This is a genomic window from Synechococcus sp. CC9311 (assembly GCF_000014585.1).
In the GTDB taxonomy this organism is placed as follows: Bacteria; Cyanobacteriota; Cyanobacteriia; order PCC-6307; family Cyanobiaceae; genus Synechococcus_C.
In genome coordinates this window covers 203,083-226,603 of record NC_008319.1, presented here as the reverse complement: position 1 = coordinate 226,603, position 23,521 = coordinate 203,083, and the positions used below count along the sequence as shown (strand labels likewise).

The following is a 23,521-nucleotide window of genomic DNA, read 5'->3' as shown; positions in this document are numbered from 1 at the left end:
AAAGCCGAATATAGCGATAAAGCCTGGTCAGGAGCCATCGAACAAATTCATCTCACGAAAACTATTTGAACTATTACATAGATCAGCAAATGCACCCGAAGCAATAATTTTGCCTTGCTCAAGCTGATAAATACGATCACATTTTTTAACTGTTGAAAGACGATGAGCAATTACTATCGTAGTACAGCGACGCCCGACAATATCAAGAGCCTGCATAACATCATGCTCAGTTTTATTATCAAGAGCACTCGTTGCTTCATCTAAAACAAGAACCTTTGCTTCCCTATAAAATGCTCTTGCCAATGCCAACCTTTGCCTCTGCCCACCAGACAGCTTGGCACCATCATCACCAACCATGGTGTAAAGACCATAAGGCATCGTGGCGACTACATCATCAAATTGCGCAGACTCAAGTGCAGCCCAAACACGATCATCATCTATCTCGTCAGACTCTCTACCAAAAGCAACATTATCCCTAACGCTTCCATTAGACAAACGAACATTTTGAGGAACAAACGAGCAATTGCCCTGCCAGGCTGGAAGCTCCTGACGTGTTACGGGAATTCCGTCTAGACAGAGCGCACCTTGAGTTGGGTGATACAAACCTAAAAGCAAATGAGCTAAAGTTGTTTTACCACTGCCGGTGCTTCCGACTAAGGCTATTCGAGAGCCGACAGGAATCATTAAATCAACACCATCGATTACTTTTCGATCGCTCAGCTCATAATGAAAATCAACAGATTCAAGTTGAATGAATCTTCTAGGCATCAACCCAGACGGAGACGGAACTCCTTGGGATGACAGCATAGAGCGCACAGGCACAAGCTCCAGCAACTCAAGCGCTTCCTTCACTTGGGGCAATCCACCACGCAATTGGTTAATCCCTTTAAACAAGGATTGCAATGGGCCAGAAATGCGCAGAAGCGCAATCAGGATGACTGAAAGTTCTGGAGCAACTTGACGAATAGCTTGAGAATCTCCCTGAATTATCGCAGGCCCAAGACCTATGACGAATAGAATAGTAATTCCAGCAGGCTCAATAATCAATCGAGGCACATCAGGCAATAACCTACTTATGCGGTCATAGCGCTTAGCAATCCTGCCATCACTAGAAAAGCGCTTAGAAAAAAAATCCTCAGCCCCATATAACTGAACCTCCCTCATTGAATGGATAGATTCAGCCATCAACATTGATATTTTTTTCTTGTACCGAATTCTCTGTTTTGTCGCTAAACGCAAATACGGTATTATAATTCTGGATGCAAGTATGTACGCAACTAGCATTAACATAAATATCATCAATGCCCTTATCCCCAATATAAATACAATGCCAACCATCAAAGATCCAATGGAAACAAGGCTTCCAGCGCTTGTGATGAGAGGAGCAACAATATTCTTAGAAATATTGCTAAAAATTCTGTTAAACTGAATTGCAATACCTGTTGACTTACCGCTTACAAAAAATTCATAATCCTGACGCATGAGAGTACTATAAACACTGTTTACAAGATCATTCCATATCTCAGCACTTAAAAGACTTTGCATCAATGACACCGCAAAGCGAACAGCAGAAGCAATCCAGAAAGCTAGGATCAAAAGAGAAATAATCCAGCCTGCTTGATCTAACAAACCACCTCCAAATACATTAATTCCAGGAATTTTGTCCTGCAATCTCTGCCCAGCAAGTAGGCCAACAAGCCTTGCCATTAGGGCCAATAAAAAAATATCCATAAGCCCCTGAATAAATGAGGCCAATATCACAACAACCAACTGCTTATTGCGTTTTGGAGGCAAGTAGGCAAGCAGCTCGCGCAAATGCGTCCAAGTCTGACTCTTCATCGGCATTGATGCCCTCAGCTGGCCAGCCCGGTGCGACCAAATCGAAAGTGTTGACCAAATAAACTTAGGGTGAGGGGAGAAATCCCTCTCACTTAAAAGGCCAGTCAGAGAACCGATTGACCACTTTGCGTCGGAAGCTATTCACTCGCTGATGCCAACGCAACTGTCGGCTAGACGAAGCACGTAGGGCTTCAGACTCCACCATTGCGCCATGCCGTTGAAGTTCGTCCAAACAACTGAGAGTCTTATGCCAACGTTCACTGCAACGTGACTCCGATAGATCGAGAAGCAAAGCCTTTAGCTCTTCGGACTGAGGTCGCCAGGTCTCTGGATCAGACACTGCTGCCTTGATTCGGACCAGATCATTCACAAGGGATCCCTGCCCGATCTGATGAGCATTACCTCCTGGCGTCAGCAGGTCAGCCAAGGCGTGATTGAAGCTGCTGAAAACAACGCACCCGCAGGACAGTGCCTCGAGCGGGGGCAAGCCGAAGCCCTCGCTCACGCCTCGACCACGCCAGTAATCTGCCGAGTCATAGAGATAAACCGTCGCGCGATTAAACAGATTGACTAGGTCATCAACCCAACCGCTCTGTACCTCAACCCGCAATCCATGCTGACGCAATGCAGGAACCAATGACTCCAAAACATAAGGACTGCTTTTTCGTTTTTGTACCAGTACATCCACCGGGCGGCGTCCGTTATGGCTCCACTCACCCCTTATCAGCCATTGCGGCTCCAGAGCATTAGGAACCAAGTAGAGAGGGTTTCGAGGTGCACGATCAGCCCAGTAACTGAGGGAATTACGGCTAACAGCAATAACGGGGACTCCGGGAGACAGGTCAAAGCCATAGCCAGTGCTATGGGCCTGATAAGCCACCGAACGCCCACGCAATCGTTTTAACAGCATCGGGACATCAAAACCCCAGCTCACTAGCCAAAGCTCCCCTGAGGACTCCAATGCTGAAGCCAATAAATCATCCAAGAAAGGATGATCAGGCTCTTTTTCTCGATAGGTCACGACCTCCGTGGGACGCAACTCCGATAGGAGTCGAGCCGTTTGCAAGGCAACGCTCAATCCACCACATCTAAAACGGGGTCCGGTGCCAGGCACCAGAACCCGAATAGAGGTAAACAGCGGTAGAGATTCTTGAATCCTTTCTTGTATCAACGCTTATGCCACAACGGCCTCTGTGCTTCCAGTCCGCTGACGGCGAGTGAGGAAACCAAACAAGACCTTGCCAATAGCAGCAACAAGATTGCCCTCAAGCTCCTGGAACATCTTCATGTTCAGGTGGAAAGCCTGGTTGGCCTCCTCCACAATGCGATCTGCCATGGCCTGGTCGATAGGCAAGGTGTCCAGCGCAGAGCGATAGGTGGTCTTGAAAGCTTTTTCGTCCGCGATTTCAGGGAACACATAAAAGTGCAAGCCATTATCGGTGGGGTTGTTCATCGCCTTCTGAGCAATGTTCTTCAGGATCTGCCCACCTGAGAGATCGCCCAGATAGCGAGTGTAGTGATGACCCACCAACAATTCAGGAGCCGTCTGAGCTACTTCGCGAATCCGAGCGACGTACTCCTTAGCCGCAGGGGATGCTTCGATCTGTTGACGCCACTCAGTGCCGAAATAGAAGGCAAGATCTTCTTCGAGAGCCGTAACGCGATCGAGCTGCTCAAAAGCAATCGGAGCCAACACAGGGTGCTCCTTGAGCCGATGCATCTCCTCTTCCATGGCTTCATAGACGAAGAACAGATCTGCAACCAATTTGCGATAGCTCAGCTTGTCCACTACACCCTTCAGGAAGCAGCTCACAAAGCCAGTGTTCTCGGCCATCGTGTGTGACTTTTTCGTTCCTTCCCGGAGCTGGGTAGCCAGAGCGACGGACATAAGAATGCAATACAAAGCGATTGAAAGACCTTAAATTCAGTTTCCGCAGATAGCTCGGATCGGTTGCGAAGGGTTAAGAACTGGTGTGATTGGGCACACCGTGTTCGAACACTTCAAACATCTCTCGACAGATCAACTGCAGCTGCTCCACCTGATCTCGTTGGGGTAGGTGGGGGCCAGCCGGCAACCAGTCTCCCAATGTTGCCAATCGCCAGCGTTCGCCGTCAAAAGTCATGCCACGCATCACAACTCCAAGGAGGGATGGGCAAGACATGTCCATTTCCCACGGCTCAGAATTGAACCTTAATTGCAGCAACAAACTGCGACATTGCAGCCGCGGGCTCCAGCCTGGAAAATGAAAGGCCAAATCCAACGTTGCGGCCTCGTCCCAATGCCGAGTGAGAGGGTCATCGCGCCATGGGCTCAGATTCGGCTGCGCAGCAGGAAATTGCCTGCGCACGAGTGTGATGCTTGAGGCCAAGGCCTGGGCCAAAGCCACGCTGTGGACAGCTGCCGCCGCATTCACAGGGTTCATCACTGCTGCACTAAGGGTGAAGCTTCGCTAGGGAATGCGCCATGGGTCATTGAAACGAACTCAAAGAATCACCCCCAAGTCATAAGCTCGCCTAATCAAAATGCCGCCTGACGGCGACCCATCCATGGCTCAGTTTGAGAAGCTCACCGCCCCCACAGAGGGCACACCAATCCGCTTCGAAAACGGCCAACCCGTGGTGGCCAACGATCCGATCATCCCTTTCATTCGCGGCGACGGCACCGGAGTTGACATTTGGCCCGCAACCCAGAAGGTGCTTGATGCTGCTGTTGCTCAAGCCTACAAAGGCGAGAAAAATATCAAGTGGTTCAAGATTTATGCCGGTGATGAAGCTTGTGACCTCTACGGCACTTACCAATACCTTCCTGAAGACACCCTCGAAGCAATCCGCAGCTTCGGTGTAGCGATTAAAGGTCCCCTCACCACACCGATCGGTGGCGGCATCCGTTCCCTAAACGTCGCCCTGCGACAAATTTTTGATCTCTACTGCTGTGTTCGGCCCTGCCGCTATTACGAAGGCACCCCCAGCCCTCACAAGCGCCCCGAAGACCTTGACGTGATCGTCTACCGAGAAAACACGGAAGACATTTACATGGGCATTGAGTGGGAGGCTGACGATCCAATCGGCCAAGAGCTGCGCAAGCATCTCAATGAGGTGGTTATTCCGGCAAACGGCAAACTCGGCAAGCGGCAGATCCCAGAAGGATCCGGCATCGGCATCAAGCCGGTGAGCAAACACGGCAGCCAACGCCACATCCGCAAAGCCATCCAACACGCCCTGCGCTTGGAAGGAAATAAGCGTCACGTCACGCTGGTGCATAAAGGCAACATCATGAAATTCACGGAAGGCGCTTTCCGCGACTGGGGCTATGAACTAGCCACGACTGAATTCCGTGATGTTTGCATCACGGAACGAGAAAGTTGGATTCTCGACAATCTCGATCGGGATCACTCCCTCAGCGCCCAGGACAACGCGCGCATGATTGAGCCCGGCTACGACAGCCTGACGCCAGAGAAAAAAGAGGCGATCGATTCAGAAGTGAAGGAGGTTCTCGCAGCGATTGGCGAAAGCCACGGATACGGCAAATGGAAAAGCATGGTGCTGGTGGATGACCGCATCGCCGACAGCATCTTCCAGCAGATCCAGACCCGCCCTCAGGAGTATTCGATTCTGGCCACCCTCAACCTCAATGGCGACTACATCTCCGATGCCGCGGCCGCGATGGTGGGAGGTCTTGGCATGGCCCCCGGGGCAAATATCGGCGAAACGGCCGCCATCTTTGAGGCCACCCATGGCACGGCCCCCAAGCACGCGGGATTGGATCGAATCAACCCCGGATCCGTGATCTTGAGTGGCGTCATGATGCTGGAATTCCTCGGTTGGCAGGAAGCAGCCGACCTAATCACCAAGGGGCTCAGCGCCGCCATCAAGGACAAGCAGGTCACCTATGACCTCGCCCGACTGATGGAGCCAAAGGTGGATCCCGTGAGCTGTAGTGGCTTCGCTGACGCCATCATCGAGCGCTTCTGAGCACCAACAGGCCGATTCAGGCCAGAATCGGCCTATGGCTTTTGTCGACCCAAGCGACCCCTGCGTGCACTGCGGATTTTGTTTGCCCACCTGCGCCAGTTATCGGGTGCTGGGCACGGAGATGGATTCCCCCCGCGGGCGCATCCACACCCTCAAAGCGATCGAGGCTGGAGAGCTGGAACTGGATGCCACGGTGGCAAGCCATTTTGATAGCTGCTTGGGCTGCTTCGCTTGCGTGAGCGCCTGTCCATCCGGCGTGCGCTACGACCAGCTGATTGAAGCGACCCGCCCAAAACTCAACCAACCTGAGCTCCGCAGCAGCTGGCAAACCAGTTTCCGGCAGCTGTTGCTTCTGGTGCTGCCCTACCCCAATCGCCTGCGCGCACTTCTCCAGCCCTTACGCGCCTATGCAGGCACCGGACTGCAGCGTTTCACTCGGCGATCAGGGCTATTAAAGCTGCTTGGCCCGCAACTGGAAGCGATGGAATCGCTCTTGCCTGCCTTGCCGGCCGAGGGGTTTTCTGATCGCTTACCGCGGGTGAATCCGGCACAAGGCGAACAACGCGGCCGGGTGGGCTTGGTGCTTGGTTGCGTGCAACGTTGCTTTGATCCAGGAGTGAACGAGGCGACCGTGGCCGTACTGCAAGCCAATGGCTTCGAAGTGGTGATTCCAGCCGATCAAGGCTGCTGCGGGGCGGTGAGCCATCACCAAGGCCAACTCCAACAAACCCAGGAGCTGGCAAGCGCATTGGTGCGGAGTTTCCGCGATGAAGACCTGGATGCCGTGCTAGTGGCCGCCTCCGGTTGCGGGCACACCATGAAGGCCTATGGGGAGCTTCTCGATGGCGAGGACAACTTCAGTGCGCCCGTGTTGGACGTGCACGAATTCCTGGCGAACCGGGGGCTGTCCGAGTCGTTTCGGCAAGCTCTCACACCGCTGCCCTGCACGGTGGCTTATCACGACGCCTGCCACATGATCCATGGCCAGGGGATTGCAGCCCAGCCCAGAGACTTGCTGCGTTCCATTCCTCAACTGCAGCTCAAAGAAGCCACAGAAGCCGGTGTGTGTTGCGGGAGTGCCGGCATCTACAACCTGGTGCAACCGGACGAGGCCGCCGAACTCGGCCAACTCAAAGCGAACGACCTTACAAGCACTGGGGCAGAGATCGTTGCTAGCGCCAACATCGGTTGCAGCCTTCAACTGAGGCGCCATCTCCGCTCAGAAGGTCCGGATGTATGCCATCCCATGGAGCTACTCGCCCGCTCTGCCAGGCTCAGCCCGGCGCCCGCTCCAACCACTGGCGGGCAAGACAGCTCCGCCACCCCCCCGCAGCAACATCCATGAATTCCTTTCTTGCCTCGTCGCGACCTTCCCATTTCGGGCTCTACGTGCATGATCTGGAGCTAATGGAAGATTTCTACGTCAAAAAGTTGGGATTTTGCATCACAGATTCCTGGGAGTTCCAAGGATCAAGAATGCTTTTTTTAAGCAAAGATCCCAAGGAACATCATCAAATTGTTTTGGCCACAGGACGGCAAATGGAAACGCCGAGTCAGTTCAATCAAATCTCTTTCGAAGTCTCCAGCTTGCAAGATCTGCATGAGAACTACTCAGCCATTCAGGCAATTGCACCAGGCGACGTTGTAGCCATGAACCATGGTGGAAGCTGGTCGGTTTATTTCTCCGATCCAGAAAGCAATCCCATTGAATTTTTTGCCTACACCCAAACGTATGCACCACCGATCGCCACGATTCCGATGGATATGGAACAACCATTCGAGACATTAATGGCGGAAACAGATGCTCTAGTGCACCAGTTCCCCGAATCTGAAAGCTGGCAGCAATGGCGAGATCGGTTTAGCAAAACCATGGCTGGTTAAGCCTCTCCAGCAAACATCTGCCAAACGTCTTTCAAGCTGTGTTCCGTTCCAAGATTTCCAGGAAATGTAATCACAGGCAAAGCACGAATTTGCTCCGTCATTTCAGTCGCTGTTTCCATCGCACGAACCAGCGACAACCCTGGCAAGAGTTGCCCCTCCAGCTGAACAGCCTCAAGGCCAAGCCCCTCCACCAATAGGGTTCCCGTGGTGATGCCTCCTTTGCTGATCAAATAGCCAAGCCGCGGAGCCACGGCGGCAAGCATACGGGCCATCAGGGATGCCAACTCCATCCCAAAGCGCAGCCGCCGCGCCGCAGCCGCCGCACCAGCTCCGAACAGCAGCTCACCACGACTGGAAAACAGCACCGGCGTGAGCCCTTCCTCCAGCGCCTGCTCCAGCTGCGATCGCCATTCAGCCTCCAGGTCCGGCAGAAGCAAATCCGGAGAGCCCCCCTCCAGCACCCGGGCGATGCGAGCCACCGGCAGCTCAATCCCGCGGCAACCTTCGTTGGCCAGAAGAGATTTCAACTGTTGATCCGCCAAAGAAACATGGGATCCCACCACCACCAAACCAGGGAGCGGCTGACCGTGGAGATCACGACGATGCAAACTCACCAGGCCCTGGGCATCAAGGAGCTGAGGTCCCAAGGGAGATGGACCTGAATCCACCAGTCCATTGAGAAGGCTTGCAGCTGAACGAAACAAAAAGCGCTTGCGCCCCTGAAGTCTCCGGATCGCGACCCCCAACGACAGCAGCTGCTCAGGACGGGTCGCATCAACGACCACCGGGCTATTGGCTTCTAACGTCTCAAGACGAGTCAAGAGGTCTGCAGATCGCTCTGGCTCCAGCAACTCCAGCGGGATTCGCAGCACTGAATTGGCAGCGATCTGGCCAGCGCTCTTCTCCTCAAGCCACTCCGCCAAATCACTGGTGCCATAACCAAAGAGGCGATCAAGGGCAAATGCTGTGGTGTGCACCGGCTGTCCGTGGAGACGATGCACACCATTCACGGTGGTGCGCCCTCCCTCGAAGAATGCGGGCACATGCAAGGTGGCATCCACCGCCACCCCGAAGTGCCCCTCCCAAGCCTGCGCAAGCACCTGGGGTTCGAGCACGCCATGACCACGCAGGGTGGAATCACCGCGGCTCACAAGCAGCAGTTCATGCTCCTGAAGATCTTCAGCCGCCATCGCCAACACCAGCGCATCCACAATCTCGCGGTTGCGGGATGCCGCGGCCTCAGGCGTGAGCGCCCGCGTGTTCGCCAACACAAACATCAAGGGGGAAGGGTGCCTCAACCCCCGACGCAATGCCGCTTGATCCCAACGCAGCAGCAGTGGGCAGCTGTGCACCGTCTGAGAACCGGTGGGGTCATCGTCGATCACGACAATCTTCATGGCACGATCGGTTGGTGTACTGATCTGGCCTGTTCGCTCACGTGCCTGAACAAGGGTTGTCCTCCACAGCGGTACTAGCACCCAATTCTGTTGAGGAGCTTGGCCAACTCATTGCCGACCTGCATGCGGAAGGGAGGCCCTGGGTGCCTTCTGGCATGGGCAGCCGTTTGCACTGGGGCCCTCCCCTCGCAGCTGATTCAGGGCCGGTGGTGAGCATGCGCCACCTGTCTCGGATCGTGGACCATGCGGTGGATGACCTCACGATCACCGTGGATGCCGGCATGCCCCTGGCCGACCTGCAGACGGCGCTTGCAGAGCATCAGCAATGGCTTCCGCTCAACTGGCCCTGGGGGAGCAACATGGCCTCGCCTCAATCAGCAGGTTCAATCGGCGGGCTCGTGGCACGGGGTCTATCTGGTGGGCTACGCCAACGTCACTTAGGAGTGCGCGACCAGATCATTGGCATCAGCTTGATTCGCAGCGATGGGGTAAGCGCCCGTGCCGGCGGACGGGTGGTGAAAAACGTGGCGGGCTATGACCTGATGCGCCTGCTCTGCGGCAGCTGGGGCAGCCTCGCCCTGATCACCGGGCTCACGTTGCGCGTGCAACCGATTCGTGAACCACGCGGTCAGCTTGTCCTGGAGGGTGAGCTCAACCAGCTCGAAGCCTTCCGAGCCGAAGTGGTGGGCAGCAGCTTCACCCCCGAAAGGATCGATTGGGAGCTCCGTCCGGACCAGGGGCCAAGGATCCTGCTGGGCGTGGCCAGCATCAGTGATGGTGCGGTCGTCGACCAGCTCAACCGGCTCGAGACAATCGCTGCCAAGCAGGGGGTTAGCAGCGAACGAATGCTGTGGGAGAACCTGATCCCTGAAGGCTCTGCCACAAGCGAAGATCCACCCTGGCTGCTGCGCCTTTGTCTCCCCCCCGCGGAGCTCCAGCACTTGTTCAGCTCGCGCGAATGCACGGCGCTCACAGGGTGGCATTGGCAGCTCGCCGCTGGAGCCGGCAGCGGTGAGGCCTGGCAGCACAGCGGTGCTCCCACACCGGAATACCTGATCGAAGCGCTGAGGCGACGGGTGATCGCGTTAGGGGGTCAGCTCAGCGTGCTGATCCAACCAGGTGCCCAGCCAGGTGCTCTACCGGCCTGGCTGGATGCCCCATCCCGCCCCCTGATTGAAGCCGTGAAGCGTCAGTTTGATCCGAAGCAACAGCTCTCAAGAGGACGGCTGCCTGGAGTGGCAGCACCTCTCAACTCAGCGCATAGCGGCAACTGAGCTGAAGGCTGTCGCCAGGAGCGAGCTCTAGCTTGCCGTCTCCAGTAATCAGGGACTGGCGCGGTCCCGTCCAGGGCTCGAGGCACACCATCGAGCGAGGAGGCTCGGTCCAAACCACAGTGAGATCCATGGGCGCTTGATGCTGAAGCTGTAAGCGCGTGCCAGCAGCCTCATCCACCAGGGTGACGGGTCCAGCAGGGCGAGTGAGAAAGTCCACGCCCTCTGGCAATCGACTCAATTGATCACGGGTTTCAGCCTCTGCCATCACGAGGTGGTTGAGGCATTGGGGTGCCAAGCCTTCGATGCTCGTGCGACTGAGGTCCGTCACATTGAAATAGGGATGGAGACCAAAACTGAACGGCATCAACTCGCCGCCTTCATTGGCATTCGCAATCGTTGTGGTGATCTCCAACGCATCACTCACAGGACGCACCGCCATCTCCAGGCGAAAGCGGAACGGATAGTGCGCAAGGGTCTCGTCCGTGTCCGTCAAACACAAGCGCACGCCGCTTTGGTCGTCGAGTAGCTCCAGCTGCCAGGGCAAGCCGCGCGCAAAGCCATGCTGTTTAAGGGTGGCCTCACCGCTTTTCAAGGGCAGCCGGTCACCGGGAAGGTTGCCGCAGATGGGAAACAGCACAGGAATCCCACCGCGGATGCTTTGCGTTGGGTCGGCGTAACGCGACTGATCGAAATAGAGAATCTCCCGGCCATTGCAAAGCCATTCCGTGACAATGCCGCCGCGTTCAGGCACCACGCGTAGGCGATCACCACTTTGGGGATGCACGTATTCCCAGTGGGCATACGGCGTCGACAGTTGACGAAGGGTCATGGCCATGAAACCCGGAGCTTCTTCAGTGTGAACACAGGCGAGTGATCCGCACAGCCATCGATCTCAATCCAGTTGGAGTGTGTTGGTTGGTTGGCTTTGCAGGGAACCAAGCCAATCGAGCAGGGCCTTGTTCACCTGATCGGGAACCTCGTCATGGGGGCAATGACCGGCTTCTAACACCACTTCATGGGTGTTCTCCGGGGCGTGGCGTTGAAAGCTGGCACGACGTCCAGCGGCGTTAATCCAAGGATCACGGATCCCCCAGAGCAGGAACAGGGGGGATTGCAACTGATCAAACAACTCATCCAGGGGTTGACCGCTGGGAATATCGAACACGGTGCGAAACACGCCAAAAGCACCCGGATCCAGCGACGGAAGGCGAATCGATTCCACGAGGGCATCATCCACGTTGGTGCGATCGACATACACCTGATTCAAGGTGCGTCGAATCGTGGCCGGCCGGCGCAAATTTTCAAACAAAACTCTTTGCAGCACCGGACTTTTGAGCAGGGCTGAAGCAATCGTGCGTCGGGCGATGGCACCCCAGCCACTCGGTTTTGAGCGCTGTTCATCACTAAAGGGCCCTGCCGCATTCAGGAGCACCACACCCGCTGACTGCTCCTTTAAAGCGGCACCAGCCGCAAGGGCAGCAAACCCCCCGAGGGAATTTCCAGCGATCACGGTGGGGCGACCGATCCGTTGCTGGACATAGGCCACCAATTGGTCGCGCCACAGAGCACCGCCATAGGTGAGACCTGCTGGTTTGGCACTCCGGCCGAAGCCAAGAAGATCCAGAGCGTGCACTTCGTACTGGCTTGCCAACACTGGAATGTTGTGGCGCCAGTGGTCGGTAGAAGCCCCGAAGCCATGCACCAGCAACACAGCGGGCCTCGCTTGGGCCTGGGCCGCGGCCTCAGGCTGTTCAGGCATCTGGCAAAGACCATGCACCGCATGATTCTCAAACCGCCACCAGGGCTCACTCACCACGCTTGTCGCATCGGGCGGCGATGCTAGGCATCCTGTTCATTGCTCCGCAGCGCCGGGCACTTCCCAACGATGGACACATACGAGATGGGGCCCCTGCTGCAAAGCAGCACCCTCAGCGGAGGCCTGTTCTGGGCTCTTGCGCTCTACCTACCGCTCAGTGGCCCCCTTCAACGGCTAGAGACCAGCTTGGAAGATGGCCCCCTGAGTGGGGCCTGGCGTCAGGCCGCTTTGGTGGTCAGCAGTTTGTTGCTAGCCCTTGCCGTGGGTGTGATCACCCAACTCGTTCTGGCCTGGGCGCTCGGACCAGGCTGGGCCTCCAGCCTGGCCTTAATCGCCATTGGCTGGAGTTTGTTTCTAGTGGTTGCCCGCGGGCAAGAGGACTAGATCAAACCAACCGGATCAGCCGCAACCTCGCCATCAACCTTGTCATCGTCGTCGGGCTTGTCGCCTCCAATCACCAACCTGAGCAGCACCGGTGCCAGGAAGGTGGTGCCGATCACCATTAAGAGAATGGCCGCCTCGAGCGATGGCGACAGAAGCTTCGCGCTGGTGCCAAGGCCCAAGAAAATCAAACCCACTTCTCCGCGGGGCATCATTCCAAGCCCAACCACAAGGCGGCGGGTGGGTTGCTTGCTCACAAAGGCCCAACCAGCGGCAATCTTGCCGATCACGGCAACCACAAACAGGAAGGCCGCGATGATCAAAGCGGTGCGGCTCCCAGGATCCGAAGGATTGATCACCGACAGATCCATGCCGGCGCCCACGAGCACGAAGAAGATCGTGGCGAACAAGGTCACGATCGGCAGAACCGCCTGCTGCATGGCGTGATTGTGCTTTGAGCCGCTGAGAATCAAACCAGCCGCGAAGGCGCCAAGGGCAGCCTCCAAGCCAATCGCGGTGGCAGTAAAGCAGCTCAGCGCAAGGATGACGAAGGACGCCACCAGCACCTCACCCGGTGCCTTGAGCTTGTCGATCAACCAATCAAAGGCAGGCGCTGCCGAGCGGCTCAAACCAATCGCAGCCACAACAAACACAGCGGCGGCCGCCACCAGCTTGACGATCGGACCAATTTCCAGGCTGCCGCCTGAGGCCAAGGCCACCACGACAGCCAAGATCACAATGCCGAGGATGTCATCAAGAACGGCCGCACCGATCACGATCTGCCCCTCGCGCGTTTTCAAATATCCGAGTTCTCCGAACACACTGGCGGTAATACCAATGCTGGTGGCGGTCATCGACGCGCCAGCAAAGATCGCTGGAATGGCATCCACGTGAAAAATGGCCATCAGGCCCCAGGTCCCCAGGGCAAATGGCAACACAACACCAGCCACAGCCACGGTGAAGGCCTGGGTGCCCACGGCGATCAACTCATCGAGCTCACTTTCCAGACCGGTGAGGAACAAGAGAGCAAACAATCCCAGTTGGGCTACTGCCTCCAAGGCTGGGAAACTCTCGTTGTAGAGATCCGTCACCGATTCAGGAGGCACATTGCCTATGGAACTGAGCAGGGTGATTAAGCCATTGCTCAACTCCACCTGTGTTTCTGGCGGCACCAAGAGGTGGAGACCAGACGCTCCAATCAACACACCGGCCAGCAGCTCTCCCAAAATCGTGGGGAGCTGAAGGCGAACCAGAACTTCGGCCAGCGCCCGCGCCGCCACAAAGATCAGCATGAATCGACCAACCCCAATGAGGGTTTCCGCCATCTCGAAATCGTGGGCAGACAGTTCAGCCAAAAGCGGCGTGAGAAGGGGCGGCATCGCAGCGGCGAGCATCGGAATCGGCATGTTTTCTCAGCGGGACCATAAAGGCAAACGGGATCTCTGACCGTGCATTGCGAAGGCCTGCTAGCTGATGGCAACAAAAGGAGAGGCCCCGCACGCAAGCTTTTGCCTAACGGTTGAAGCAGAAGCCTCGGTCACAGTTCGGCCACCGTTTCAAGCTTTCTTTGTCCAATACCACCACACTGAACGCAAAACAAAAAGCAATCGGCATATTCCCCCCTCCATGAGCAGCTCCGAACCCCTCGATCTTCGCCTTCCAACTCCTGGTTGCTACGCCGACCCAGAACGGGCCGGATTTGATGCTGATGCCGTGTTCGACGGCATGACAGAGCACCTGTTCTTCACGCTGGGCAAGCTCGCTCCATCCGCCAGCCGCCACGACCTTTACATGGCCCTGAGCTATGCCGTGCGCGATCGGCTGATGACCCGCTACTTAGCCAGCTTGGAGGCGATACGGGCTCGACCGCAAAAAACGGTGGCTTATTTATCTGCAGAGTTCCTGATTGGCCCGCAGCTGGCCAACAACCTGCTGAATTTGGGAATCCAGAACGAAGCGGAAGAAGCCGTGAAGCGCTTCGGGATTGAATCCCTGCAGCAGATCATCGAAGTGGAAGAAGAGCCAGGCCTCGGCAATGGCGGCCTGGGGCGTTTAGCCGCTTGCTACATGGAATCCCTCGCCAGTTTGCAAATTCCTGCCACCGGCTACGGCATTCGCTACGAATTCGGAATTTTTGACCAGCTGATCCGCGACGGTTGGCAGGTGGAGGTCACCGACAAGTGGCTGAAGGGCGGCTGGCCATGGGAACTGCCGCAACCCGATCAGGCCTGCTTTGTGGGCTTTGGTGGCCGGACGGAAAGCTATCTCGATGACAAGGGCAACTACCGCTCTCGCTGGATCCCATCGGATCACGCCATTGGCGTCCCCCACGATGTACCCGTGCTCGGCTATCGCGTGAACACCTGCGATCGCCTGCGCCTCTGGCGCGCCGATGCCACGGAAAGCTTCGATTTCTACGCCTTCAACATCGGCGACTACTACGGCGCTGTGGAAGAGAAAGTGGGCAGCGAAACCCTTTCCAAAGTGCTGTATCCGAACGACGGCACCGATGAGGGACGCCGCCTTCGCCTGAAACAGCAGCATTTCTTTGTGAGCTGCTCACTCCAGGACATGTTGCGCAGCCTCGATAACCGTGGGCTTTCCATTGACGACTTCCCTGAGTTCTGGACTGTTCAGCTCAACGACACTCATCCCGCCATCGCAGTAGCAGAACTGATGCGTCTGCTGATCGACGATCGCCACATGGAATGGGACAAGGCTTGGGACATCACCCGCCGCTCCGTGGCTTACACCAACCACACCTTGCTTCCCGAGGCACTCGAGAAATGGGATCTCAACCTATTTGGAAGCCTGTTGCCGAGACACCTTGAGCTGATTTACGAGATCAACCGCCGCTTCTTGCAGCAGGTGCGCTTGCGCTACCCGGGCAACGAAGCGATTCAACGCAAACTCTCGATCATTGATGAGGAAGGTGGTAAGTCCATCCGCATGGCCCACCTCGCCACCATTGGCGCCCATCACGTGAATGGCGTGGCAGCGCTCCACTCCGACTTGGTGCGTGAGCAACTGATGCCTGAATTCGCCGAGCTCTGGCCCGAAAAATTCACCAATGTGACTAATGGCGTCACCCCAAGACGTTGGGTTGCTCTTTCCAATCCCGGACTCTCCAGCCTCCTCGATGAGCATGTGGGCCCCGACTGGGTCACCAACATGGAGATCCTGCGCAAGCTTGAGGATCGTCAGAACGACACGGGCTTCTTGAATCACTGGGAAGACACCAAGCTCTGCGTGAAGCGCAAGCTGTCGACCTACATCCACCGCAATACGGGCGTGTTGGTGGATCCATCCAGCCTGTTTGATGTGCAGGTGAAGCGAATCCACGAGTACAAACGCCAGCACCTCAATGCTTTGCAGGTGATTACCCAGTACCTCAGGATCAAGAATGGGCAAGCCGATGGCCTGGCGCCTCGCACGGTGATCTTTGGTGGCAAAGCAGCGCCTGGCTATTACATGGCCAAGTTGATCATCCGCTTCATCAACGGCATCGCCGAAACGATCAACGCGGATCCCGACATGGACGGACGGCTACGGGTGGTGTTCCTCGCTGACTACAACGTGAAGCTGGGCGAACAGGTGTATCCAGCCTCGGATCTTTCCGAACAGATCTCAACTGCCGGCAAGGAAGCCTCTGGCACCGGCAACATGAAGTTCGCCATGAATGGTGCTCTCACGATTGGCACCCTCGATGGCGCCAACGTTGAAATTCGTGAGCACGTGGGTGCAGAAAACTTCTTCCTATTTGGCAAGACCGTGGAAGAAATTTCGGCTCTCAAGCAAAGCGGTTATAGGCCTTGGGAGGTTGTTGAATCGGTTCCTGAGCTCGCTGAAGCCATCCGCCTGGTGGAAATGGGTCACTTCAGCAATGGTGATGGGGAGCTCTTCCGTCCTCTGATCGACAACCTCACGGGGAATGATCCCTTCTTCGTGATGGCTGATTTCGCCGATTACTTGCGTGCTCAAGATGCCGTGAGCCTGGCTTGGACCGATCGCCAGCACTGGAACCGAATGTCGGTGTTGAACAGCGCCAGAAGCGGCTTCTTCTCATCAGATCGTTCGATCCGTGACTACTGCCGCGACATCTGGAAGGTGGAGGCCATGCCCGTTGAGATCACCTGCGATGTGCGCTGACATTGTGCGCTAACAGTTAAAAGCCCTCGAGATCAACTCGAGGGCTTTTTTGTCGTTCAGCCGCGATCAGGTAGATCAGGGGTTTGGTGCAGCAAGCGATTTAAACGCAAGCGATCAGCGTTGAGGGGGTCTGGGGCGAGCTCGCCGGCCAACTCCCTAAATTTCTGTTCAATATCGTCGGGCACACGCACATCAAAGATGCGCTCCATCAACGCTTCAATTGAAAAGAGATGGGCGTTGATATTTTCCAGATCAGCCATGGCTTGATGAATGGCATCAGCAGGCTCTTCACCACCACCGATTGGAGTGGCATGGGTTTGGGAATCAGCAGACGGGGTGCCGTGTTCTTTCTGCAGATCCTCCAAAACACGACCAGACAGGGTTCTAAACGCTTGAAGGGCCGCCCAACTCAGCTCTTGCTGCTGACGCAATGTTGGTGACTCTCTGATCAGACGGTCATGTTCACGGTAAAAGCGTTGACAGTCCGGACATTGACAGGGCTCATCAGGCAAAGCAGCAGACCCTCAGTTGCTTTCCATCATGGCACCTGATCAGGCGGCCAAGGGCGGCTCCTGATCGATCCCAGACCAATCACCAAGCTGATCTCCATCCCTGTCCACAACACCTGGCAGAGGGATCTCAATCGAACTCACCACATTGAGGGCATCGCGCAAACGCATGGAATCGGCAAACCAACCCATGGCTTGTTCGGTATCTCCGCGACTCTCAGCGTCACTGGCTTGATCTTCATGGGCTTCCGCCAAAAGGGCGAGCCAGCAAAGGCAGCGCGCTTGCACCACAGACAAGTCAAGGTCGGTTGGCTGGCTAGCAGCGATGAGCTCGCTTTCCTGCTGAACCAAGAGCCGTAGCCGAAGCTCGTGAAGCTGGGTCATGGAACAGGCTCACACTTTCAAAAATAGCGGGGGTCTGGCATCTGGCTACCCCATCAATCCAAGACAATCCATCAGTTTGTATCCATGAACTGGAAATGCTCAACCTGAATGACTATCCAATAGGAGTCAGTTCACTCATTCAATGACTCGTAAGCCTGGTTTATTTGCAGACTTCAAAGCTTTCATCAACAAAGGCAACGTTGTTGATCTCGCCATTGCTGTTGTGATTGCAGGTGCATTCGGCAAGGTCGTTGCCACTGTTGTGACCTTAGTGATGACTAATGCCCTTGAGCCGGCACTCAAGGCAGCCAATGTGGACTCAATCAATTCCTGGCCAGCAGGAACCGTGATTGTGGCGATCATCAACTTCCTCGTGATCGCCTTTGTGTGCTTCTTGATTGTGAAGTCAATCGAGGCCTCCAAACGCAAGCAAGAGGTCATTGCCGAAACCAAACCCGATCCCCAAGCTCAACTGGCTTCTGCCATGACTCGCCTCACAGACGCACTAGAACGCAAGGGTTTCTGAGGAACCCAAGCTGAAGGCGATGGCAGTCATTCACGGGGCTGGCGGGACTCGAACCCACGACCTACGGTTTAGGAAACCGTCGCTCTATCCGGCTGAGCTACAGCCCCTCAAAGGCCATTATGGGGGTTGAAAGTAGGCGAGGTGATCGCAATCGATGGTTGTTGCCTTCGGGCTGCAGTCATCGGTTGAGGAAAGTCCGGGCTCCCCGATGGCCAGGCTTGCTGGGTAACGCCCAGTGCGGGTGACCGTGAGGAGAGTGCCACAGAAACACACCGCCGATGGCCGGTTCCGCCGGCACAGGCAAGGGTGCAAAGGTGCGGTAAGAGCGCACCAGCAGCATCGAGAGGTGCTGGCTCGGTAAACCCCGGCTGGGAGCAAGGCCTAGGAACGACGGGTGGCCATCTTCCCCGTTCCGTCTTTGTGCGCCGCTCGAGGTCGTCGGTAACGGCGATCCCAGATAGATGATCACCCCCCTTCCTTGGAAGGGTGAACAGAACCCGGCTTATGTCCTGCTTTCAACCCTCTTTGTTGATGTTCCGTCAGGCGGAGTTGCTGTGATCACTCGCCAGCGTGAACAGCAACTGCAAGAGCTATGGCGCCAGCTAGTTCCCGATTCGAGCACCGCCAACAACAACGACTTGAACCGGGAGCAGTTGGAGCACCTGAACGAAGCCCTCACCCACACCTCCACAGGGCTCGCCCGCCATCACGAACAACTGGAGTTTCTCGGTGATGCTGTATTGCGGCTAGCGGCATCGGATTTCATCGAATCCGAACACCCTCAAATGCCTGTTGGGGAACGCTCTGCCTTGCGCGCTCAGCTCGTGAGCGATCGCTGGCTAGCGGAGCTCGGCACGACAATCGGCATTGAAGTGCTGCTCCAGGTTGGCTCCAAAGCCAGCGGTGATCAGGCGGCACGCAGCACTCTGCGTGCCGAGCATTGCGAAGCCCTGATCGGTGCGATCTACCGGATCAGCGGCAAGGTGTCTCCGGTGCAATGCTGGCTCACGCCCTATTGGCGCGAAACAAGCCGCGACGTGCTCGCCGATCCCCACCGCGGCAACAGCAAGTCGGCACTGCAGGAATGGACTCAAGCCCAGGGGCTGGGGTTACCGATCTACGAATGCCATGAAGTCAACAAGCGTCATGGCGACCCCCGGCGTTTTCATTGCCAGGTGTTCATCCAAGACCAAAACAGCCCAACGGCAGAAGCCTGGGGTGGATCGCGCCGCCAAGCAGAGCAGCAGGCGGCCAAAGCGGCGATGCAACAAACAACATTTGCAAGCGTTCCATCAAGCTCTCAAACTCAAAACAGCTGAGGCAAGGCGAAGCATGAGCGGTTGATCGCCACTTAATATCTGGCTAACTTGGCTAAGCCTTGAGCTCACTGTTGTGCTGGTCAACATGTTGGATGCAAAAAGCCAGCTCTCCCGGCTTGTGAAAGCAGCCCTCGCCGGAGAAGAGGTGATCATTGCCAGTCATGGCAAGGCTCAAGTGAAGTTAGTTCCCTGCGCTGCGGCGACCGGCTTGAAGGAGCCTGGAAGTCTTTCTGCTCTTTCTCTTCAGGCATCCCACGTGGATGAAGCGTTTGGCGAGGCCGTGGACCAGCAGGTTGCCCAACTATTCAACGGTTGATGCGCTGTCTGCTTGATACCCAGGTCATGCTCTGGTGGCTTCTCGACGATCCCAGATTGAGAGCCAAGTCGCGAGAACTATTGGCCTCAAAACCCTGTTTGGTGTCTGTTGCGAGCATCTGGGAGGTAGCCATCAAACACCGCATTGGCAAATTGGAGGTTTCACCGGTCGTGTTTCGCGATCAGAGCATCGCGGCGGGTGCGGATCTTCTGCCGGTGCTGGATCCACATGTGATCGAAACAGCTCAACTTCCACTGCTGCATCAGGATCCCTTCGATCGTCTGTTGATTGCCCAGGCCAGGGTGGAAGGCTTGATGGCTGTGTCATCGGACGGGCAATGGTCCGGTTACGACGTCTCCTTGCATCGACTCTGATCGTTTCCTCAGCAGGAGAGTCCATCTCGCCTCATGCCGATAGGGGCGGCAAGATCGATCCACACTGATCACAACGCAGCGCTTTTTTGTGATGAGCTGAGGCACCACAACTCGTGCAGCTACGGCCACCGCGACGCACTTGCTCCATGGTCTCCACGGTGATAATCCCCGTGGGGATGGCAATGATTCCAAAGCCCAGCAGCATCACGCCGGCAGCGAGCAATTGTCCGAGCACTGTCTGGGGAACGATGTCTCCATAGCCAACGGTGGTCATGGTGACGATGGCCCAATACACCCCTTGCCCAACGGTCTGGAACTGAGTTTGTGGATGGCTGCTTTCCACCAAAACCATGAGATAACCCAGCACCACTTGGGCCATCACCACAAAAAACAAAAACACGCCGATGCGGCGTGCACTGGCCTTTAAGGCATTGCCGAGCAACTGAGCTTCGTCGAGAAAGCGCAGCAGTTTGAACACACGCAGGACTCGCCCGAATTTAAAAATCCAAAGGATGAGACCGCTGCTGATCTGGGGAATAAAAAAAAACAGAACGGCTGAAAAATCAATTAAGCCGTAAAAACTAAACAGATAATTAGACGGCTTAGGCGTGACCCACAAATGCAAAAGGAAGTCTGCGATAAAGACTCCTAAGCAGATTCTCTCCAGGACATTCGTCCAATCGGGTGCTTGATCAGAGGCAGCGATCCAGGTAGGCGTGGGTTCTACTAAGAGCCCAGCAACACTGGCAAGAATCGTGCCAAAAATGACCAGGTTGTAGATGCGGCCAGCCCGAGTATCGGCATCAAGAACAACGCGCCGAAAGCGCAGACGCAGATTCATCGCATCAGGCGGCACTGAGATCGCTGAGGCGCATCGTTACGAGCTTGTCCCAATTGCCGCCCTCAAACAACACGGCTGCGCGATCACCACTGATGCGCTGAACAAATCCCGTGTAGCCGGCATAGATCGAACGGGTATCAACCACGGTGACCGTGGCACCAGGCAGGATCGGAGCGGCGGAGGCCATGACAGAAACGGACAGTCGTAAGGCCATTATCGAATGATGACTTCCACTCCGTCACCCAGTACAGCTGATCCGAACAGCACCAACGATTGGCTACCGGTGGGAACGCTCGTTGGCGCTCAAGGATTAAAGGGGGAACTGCGCCTCAACCCGGCCAGTGATTTTCCCGAACGCTTCACCGAACCAGGGACTCGTTGGCTGCAAGCCAAGGGATCAGCTCCAAAAGAGGTGGAGCTACTCGAGGGGCGACAGCTGCCAGGCAAAAGCCTCTATGTGGTGCGTTTAAAAGGCGTGAACAACCGCGCCAGTGCAGAAGCACTCGTGGGCTGCACAGTGCTGGTGCCTGCCAAAGACAGGCCCGAGCTCGCCGAAGGGGAATTTCATCTACTCGACCTGGTGGGATTAGAGGCACGCTTGGCCGGCAGTGATGAACCGATCGGCACGGTGAGCAACCTGATCAGCGGCGGTAATGACCTGCTGGAGATCAAGCTCAACAGCGGCAAAACGGTATTGGTTCCCTTCGTGGAGGCAATCGTTCCAGACGTGCAGTTGGAGGAAGGCTGGTTGCTGCTCACCCCACCACCGGGGTTGCTGGAGCTTTAAAAGAACCAAAGCAACAGCAGCGGCACCATCAGGGTGTAGGCAAGCGAGAGCGGCCAGCCAAAGCGGAAAAAATCCAAGAAGCGATAGCGGCCAGGGGCATACACCATCAGGTTGGTTTGATAGCCAATCGGCGAGAGAAAGCTCTGGCTGGCCGCGAATACCACGGCGGTGGCAAACATCATCGGCGGCTGCCCCAAGCCCGTGGCCACGGCAGCGGCAATGGGTAAAACCAGTGCAACGGCAGCCGCATTGCTGAGCAGTTCGGTTGCCACCAGGGTGATTGCATAAATCACCAGTAAGGCCCCATAGGCGGAGCTGTGTTGCAGCAACGTGAGCAAGCTTGAGGCCGCCTGATCGGCCAGCCCCGTTTTCTGCAGCGCCACACTGAAGCTGTACAGGCCACCCAGCAGCAAATAGAGATCCCAACGAATCGAACGCAGAGCCGTTCCGGCATCGAGGCAATTGCCGATCACCAACACCCCCACACCCACGAGCACCGCTGCTACCAGGGGCATCACTTTGAAGCCAGCCAGCAGCAGCACGACCAGCATCACGCTGATCGCCAATCCCTTGCGGTGAGTGGAGGGCAGATCGTCGTCGAGCTGGTCGAGCACCACCAGATCGCTGGCTTGCTGCAGACCGCGCAGAGCATCGAGTGGAGCCTGCAGCAGCAGCATGTCTCCCTCTCTCAGCACCACCCGTCCCAAGCGATCGCGCAGGGTGCTGTTGGCCCTGTTCACAGCAAGCACCGTGGCATTAAATCGCTGACGAAAGCGCAGCTCGCGCAACGTGGCACCGGCCAGCAAAGAACCCGCAGGCACGAGCACTTCAGCATGGCGGATGTGGGGCAATTCTTCGGCGAGAAGAGTGCCGGCTAAATCCACCATCCGGTCTTGCTGTAAGCGCAACAGCTCCTGACGGCTGCAGCGCAACAACAAGCGATCAGACGCCTGCAAACGCAATTGAGCAAGGGGCGGCTGCAAGCGTTGGCCGTCGCGGTGCACATCGAGCACATCAACATCAAAACGGCGCTGCAAGCGGCTCTCATGCAGGGTGACCTCACAGAGCGGAGAGCGCTGCGGAATCACCACCTCCGTGAGATAGCCATCACGGCTTAAGGCCTGAAGGTTGTCGTCGTTTTGGTCACCGCGATCGGGCAAACAACGGCCAGCAAGAACCAGATAGCAGGCACCGATCAGCCACACGGGAATACCGATGGCCGTAAATGAAAACAGCTCAAAGGAGCCATAGCCCAGCCGGGTGACTAGGTCACTGGCGAGCAAGCTGGTGGAGGTGCCAATCAGGGTGATCGTGCCGCCGATCAGGGTGGCAAACGACAGCGGCATCAACACCCGCGACGGGCTGATGCCACGGCGCTGACACCAGCCCTGCACCACCGGCAGCAAGATCGCCACGATCGGGGTGTTGGGGATGAAGCCGGAAATCGGCGCCACCACAAAGCCAAACACCAGCATCAACTGGCTGGGATTCCGAATCCGCGGCGATGCCAGCAGTTCACGCAAGCGATCCAAGGCACCGCTGTGCAGCAAGCCATTGGAGAGCACAAACAAACCCACCAGGGTGATCAAGGCAGGGCTACCAAAGCCAGCCAAGGCCTCATTGGGCGTGAGCACCCCTGTGGCCATGAGCAGGCCTGCGGCCAATAGGGCCACCAGCTCAGGCGCTAGCCAACCGCCAATGAAACAGGCAATCGCCGCCCCCAACAGCAGCAATGTGACCAGGGCGCTCAAGACGG

At 56.4% G+C, this 23,521-nt stretch carries 24 protein-coding genes, 1 tRNA gene and 1 other RNA gene; 12 read left to right on the top strand and 14 right to left on the bottom strand.

Going from position 1 to position 23,521, the window contains the following annotated elements:
- Positions 1-27: 27 nt before the first annotated feature.
- The 4 genes from SYNC_RS01050 to SYNC_RS01035 form a co-directional block, all read right to left on the bottom strand.
- The gene (locus tag SYNC_RS01050) at positions 28-1,845 is read right to left on the bottom strand and encodes an ABC transporter ATP-binding protein (protein WP_041426284.1); all 1,818 of its coding nucleotides are present in this window, start codon (positions 1,843-1,845) and stop codon (positions 28-30) included.
- An 82-nt stretch (positions 1,846-1,927) separates the two neighbouring features.
- Positions 1,928-3,010 (bottom strand): glycosyltransferase, encoded by a 1,083-nt coding sequence (locus SYNC_RS01045; RefSeq protein WP_011618201.1) that lies wholly within the window; start codon positions 3,008-3,010, stop codon positions 1,928-1,930.
- Positions 3,011-3,013: 3 nt separating this feature from the next.
- The gene (locus SYNC_RS01040; RefSeq protein WP_011618200.1) at positions 3,014-3,727 is read right to left on the bottom strand and encodes a heme oxygenase (biliverdin-producing); all 714 of its coding nucleotides are present in this window, start codon (positions 3,725-3,727) and stop codon (positions 3,014-3,016) included.
- A 73-nt stretch (positions 3,728-3,800) separates the two neighbouring features.
- Positions 3,801-4,262: a hypothetical protein gene (locus SYNC_RS01035; protein WP_011618199.1), complete on the bottom strand. Its 462-nt coding sequence runs from the start codon at positions 4,260-4,262 to the stop codon at positions 3,801-3,803.
- Between the two features lie 124 nt (positions 4,263-4,386).
- Between SYNC_RS01035 and SYNC_RS01030 the strand changes: the two genes are divergently transcribed.
- The 3 genes from SYNC_RS01030 to SYNC_RS01020 are packed head-to-tail and all read left to right on the top strand — an operon-like array spanning position 4,387 to position 7,692.
- Positions 4,387-5,811 carry an NADP-dependent isocitrate dehydrogenase gene (locus SYNC_RS01030; RefSeq protein WP_041426283.1) on the top strand — a complete coding sequence of 475 codons (1,425 nt, stop codon included), beginning with the start codon at positions 4,387-4,389 and terminating at the stop codon, positions 5,809-5,811.
- 34 nt (positions 5,812-5,845) lie between these two features.
- Positions 5,846-7,156: a (Fe-S)-binding protein gene (locus tag SYNC_RS01025; protein ID WP_049750308.1), complete on the top strand. Its 1,311-nt coding sequence runs from the start codon at positions 5,846-5,848 to the stop codon at positions 7,154-7,156.
- Positions 7,153-7,692: a VOC family protein gene (locus SYNC_RS01020; RefSeq protein WP_011618196.1), complete on the top strand. Its 540-nt coding sequence runs from the start codon at positions 7,153-7,155 to the stop codon at positions 7,690-7,692. The genes SYNC_RS01025 and SYNC_RS01020 overlap by 4 nt, the downstream gene beginning before the upstream one ends.
- Here SYNC_RS01020 and SYNC_RS01015 read toward each other — a convergent pair.
- Complete coding sequence (locus SYNC_RS01015; RefSeq protein WP_011618195.1) at positions 7,689-9,089, bottom strand: four-carbon acid sugar kinase family protein; 1,401 nt, start codon at positions 9,087-9,089, stop codon at positions 7,689-7,691. The genes SYNC_RS01020 and SYNC_RS01015 overlap by 4 nt on opposite strands.
- Before the next feature lie 56 nt (positions 9,090-9,145).
- Here SYNC_RS01015 and SYNC_RS01010 point away from each other — a divergent pair, with 56 nt between their 5' ends.
- Positions 9,146-10,363, top strand: coding sequence for an FAD-binding oxidoreductase (locus SYNC_RS01010; RefSeq protein WP_011618194.1), 1,218 nt, complete (start codon positions 9,146-9,148; stop codon positions 10,361-10,363).
- Here the strand turns inward: SYNC_RS01010 and SYNC_RS01005 are convergent.
- Together SYNC_RS01005 and SYNC_RS01000 are read right to left on the bottom strand one after the other, a co-directional pair.
- Entirely contained in the window at positions 10,338-11,198 is an 861-nt protein-coding gene (locus SYNC_RS01005; protein ID WP_011618193.1) for a galactose mutarotase, read from the bottom strand. The two genes, SYNC_RS01010 and SYNC_RS01005, sit on opposite strands and share 26 nt — an antisense overlap.
- 57 nt (positions 11,199-11,255) lie before the next feature.
- Positions 11,256-12,122 carry an alpha/beta fold hydrolase gene (locus SYNC_RS01000; protein WP_237699294.1) on the bottom strand — a complete coding sequence of 289 codons (867 nt, stop codon included), beginning with the start codon at positions 12,120-12,122 and terminating at the stop codon, positions 11,256-11,258.
- Positions 12,123-12,248: 126 nt separating this feature from the next.
- Between SYNC_RS01000 and SYNC_RS00995 the strand changes: the two genes are divergently transcribed.
- Complete coding sequence (locus tag SYNC_RS00995) at positions 12,249-12,563, top strand: hypothetical protein (protein WP_041426281.1); 315 nt, start codon at positions 12,249-12,251, stop codon at positions 12,561-12,563.
- Here SYNC_RS00995 and SYNC_RS00990 read toward each other — a convergent pair.
- The gene (locus SYNC_RS00990) at positions 12,560-13,954 is read right to left on the bottom strand and encodes a cation:proton antiporter (RefSeq protein WP_083756083.1); all 1,395 of its coding nucleotides are present in this window, start codon (positions 13,952-13,954) and stop codon (positions 12,560-12,562) included. The genes SYNC_RS00995 and SYNC_RS00990 overlap by 4 nt on opposite strands.
- A gap of 232 nt (positions 13,955-14,186) precedes the next feature.
- On the opposite strand from SYNC_RS00990, the gene SYNC_RS00985 reads away from it, so the two are divergent.
- Entirely contained in the window at positions 14,187-16,709 is a 2,523-nt protein-coding gene (locus SYNC_RS00985) for a glycogen/starch/alpha-glucan phosphorylase (RefSeq protein ID WP_041426838.1), read from the top strand.
- A gap of 56 nt (positions 16,710-16,765) precedes the next feature.
- Here SYNC_RS00985 and SYNC_RS00980 read toward each other — a convergent pair whose 3' ends face one another.
- Positions 16,766-17,221 (bottom strand): hypothetical protein, encoded by a 456-nt coding sequence (locus SYNC_RS00980; protein WP_011618188.1) that lies wholly within the window; start codon positions 17,219-17,221, stop codon positions 16,766-16,768.
- A gap of 39 nt (positions 17,222-17,260) precedes the next feature.
- Positions 17,261-17,602 (bottom strand): hypothetical protein, encoded by a 342-nt coding sequence (locus SYNC_RS00975; RefSeq protein ID WP_011618187.1) that lies wholly within the window; start codon positions 17,600-17,602, stop codon positions 17,261-17,263.
- 142 nt (positions 17,603-17,744) lie between these two features.
- Between SYNC_RS00975 and mscL the strand changes: the two genes are divergently transcribed.
- Complete coding sequence (gene mscL, locus SYNC_RS00970) at positions 17,745-18,128, top strand: large conductance mechanosensitive channel protein MscL (RefSeq protein WP_011618186.1); 384 nt, start codon at positions 17,745-17,747, stop codon at positions 18,126-18,128.
- A gap of 33 nt (positions 18,129-18,161) precedes the next feature.
- Here mscL and SYNC_RS00965 read toward each other — a convergent pair.
- Positions 18,162-18,235: transfer RNA gene (locus SYNC_RS00965), tRNA-Arg, on the bottom strand.
- A 21-nt stretch (positions 18,236-18,256) separates the two neighbouring features.
- Here SYNC_RS00965 and rnpB point away from each other — a divergent pair.
- The 4 genes from rnpB to SYNC_RS00950 all read left to right on the top strand — a co-directional run bounded on the left by rnpB (position 18,257) and on the right by SYNC_RS00950 (position 20,137).
- Positions 18,257-18,649: RNase P RNA component class A (rnpB, locus tag SYNC_RS13630), an RNA gene on the top strand.
- 33 nt (positions 18,650-18,682) lie between these two features.
- On the top strand, positions 18,683-19,447 hold the full coding sequence (locus tag SYNC_RS00960; protein ID WP_011618185.1) for a ribonuclease III family protein: 765 nt from the start codon (positions 18,683-18,685) through the stop codon (positions 19,445-19,447).
- A gap of 73 nt (positions 19,448-19,520) precedes the next feature.
- Positions 19,521-19,763, top strand: a complete 243-nt coding sequence (locus SYNC_RS00955) for a type II toxin-antitoxin system Phd/YefM family antitoxin (RefSeq protein WP_011618184.1) — start codon at positions 19,521-19,523, stop codon at positions 19,761-19,763.
- Complete coding sequence (locus tag SYNC_RS00950) at positions 19,763-20,137, top strand: type II toxin-antitoxin system VapC family toxin (RefSeq protein WP_011618183.1); 375 nt, start codon at positions 19,763-19,765, stop codon at positions 20,135-20,137. Before SYNC_RS00955 ends, SYNC_RS00950 begins: the two co-directional genes overlap by 1 nt.
- 31 nt (positions 20,138-20,168) lie before the next feature.
- Here the strand turns inward: SYNC_RS00950 and SYNC_RS00945 are convergent, their stop codons facing one another.
- A complete protein-coding gene (locus SYNC_RS00945; RefSeq protein ID WP_041426278.1) occupies positions 20,169-20,978 on the bottom strand; it encodes an ion transporter in 810 nt (269 codons plus the stop codon).
- A gap of 4 nt (positions 20,979-20,982) precedes the next feature.
- Positions 20,983-21,165 carry an NAD(P)H dehydrogenase subunit NdhS gene (locus SYNC_RS00940; RefSeq protein WP_011618181.1) on the bottom strand — a complete coding sequence of 61 codons (183 nt, stop codon included), beginning with the start codon at positions 21,163-21,165 and terminating at the stop codon, positions 20,983-20,985.
- 36 nt (positions 21,166-21,201) lie between these two features.
- Between SYNC_RS00940 and rimM the strand changes: the two genes are divergently transcribed.
- Positions 21,202-21,765, top strand: coding sequence for a ribosome maturation factor RimM (gene rimM / locus SYNC_RS00935; protein ID WP_011618180.1), 564 nt, complete (start codon positions 21,202-21,204; stop codon positions 21,763-21,765).
- Here the strand turns inward: rimM and SYNC_RS00930 are convergent.
- Complete coding sequence (locus SYNC_RS00930) at positions 21,762-23,516, bottom strand: SLC13 family permease (RefSeq protein WP_011618179.1); 1,755 nt, start codon at positions 23,514-23,516, stop codon at positions 21,762-21,764. The two genes, rimM and SYNC_RS00930, sit on opposite strands and share 4 nt — an antisense overlap.
- Positions 23,517-23,521 lie beyond the last annotated feature (5 nt).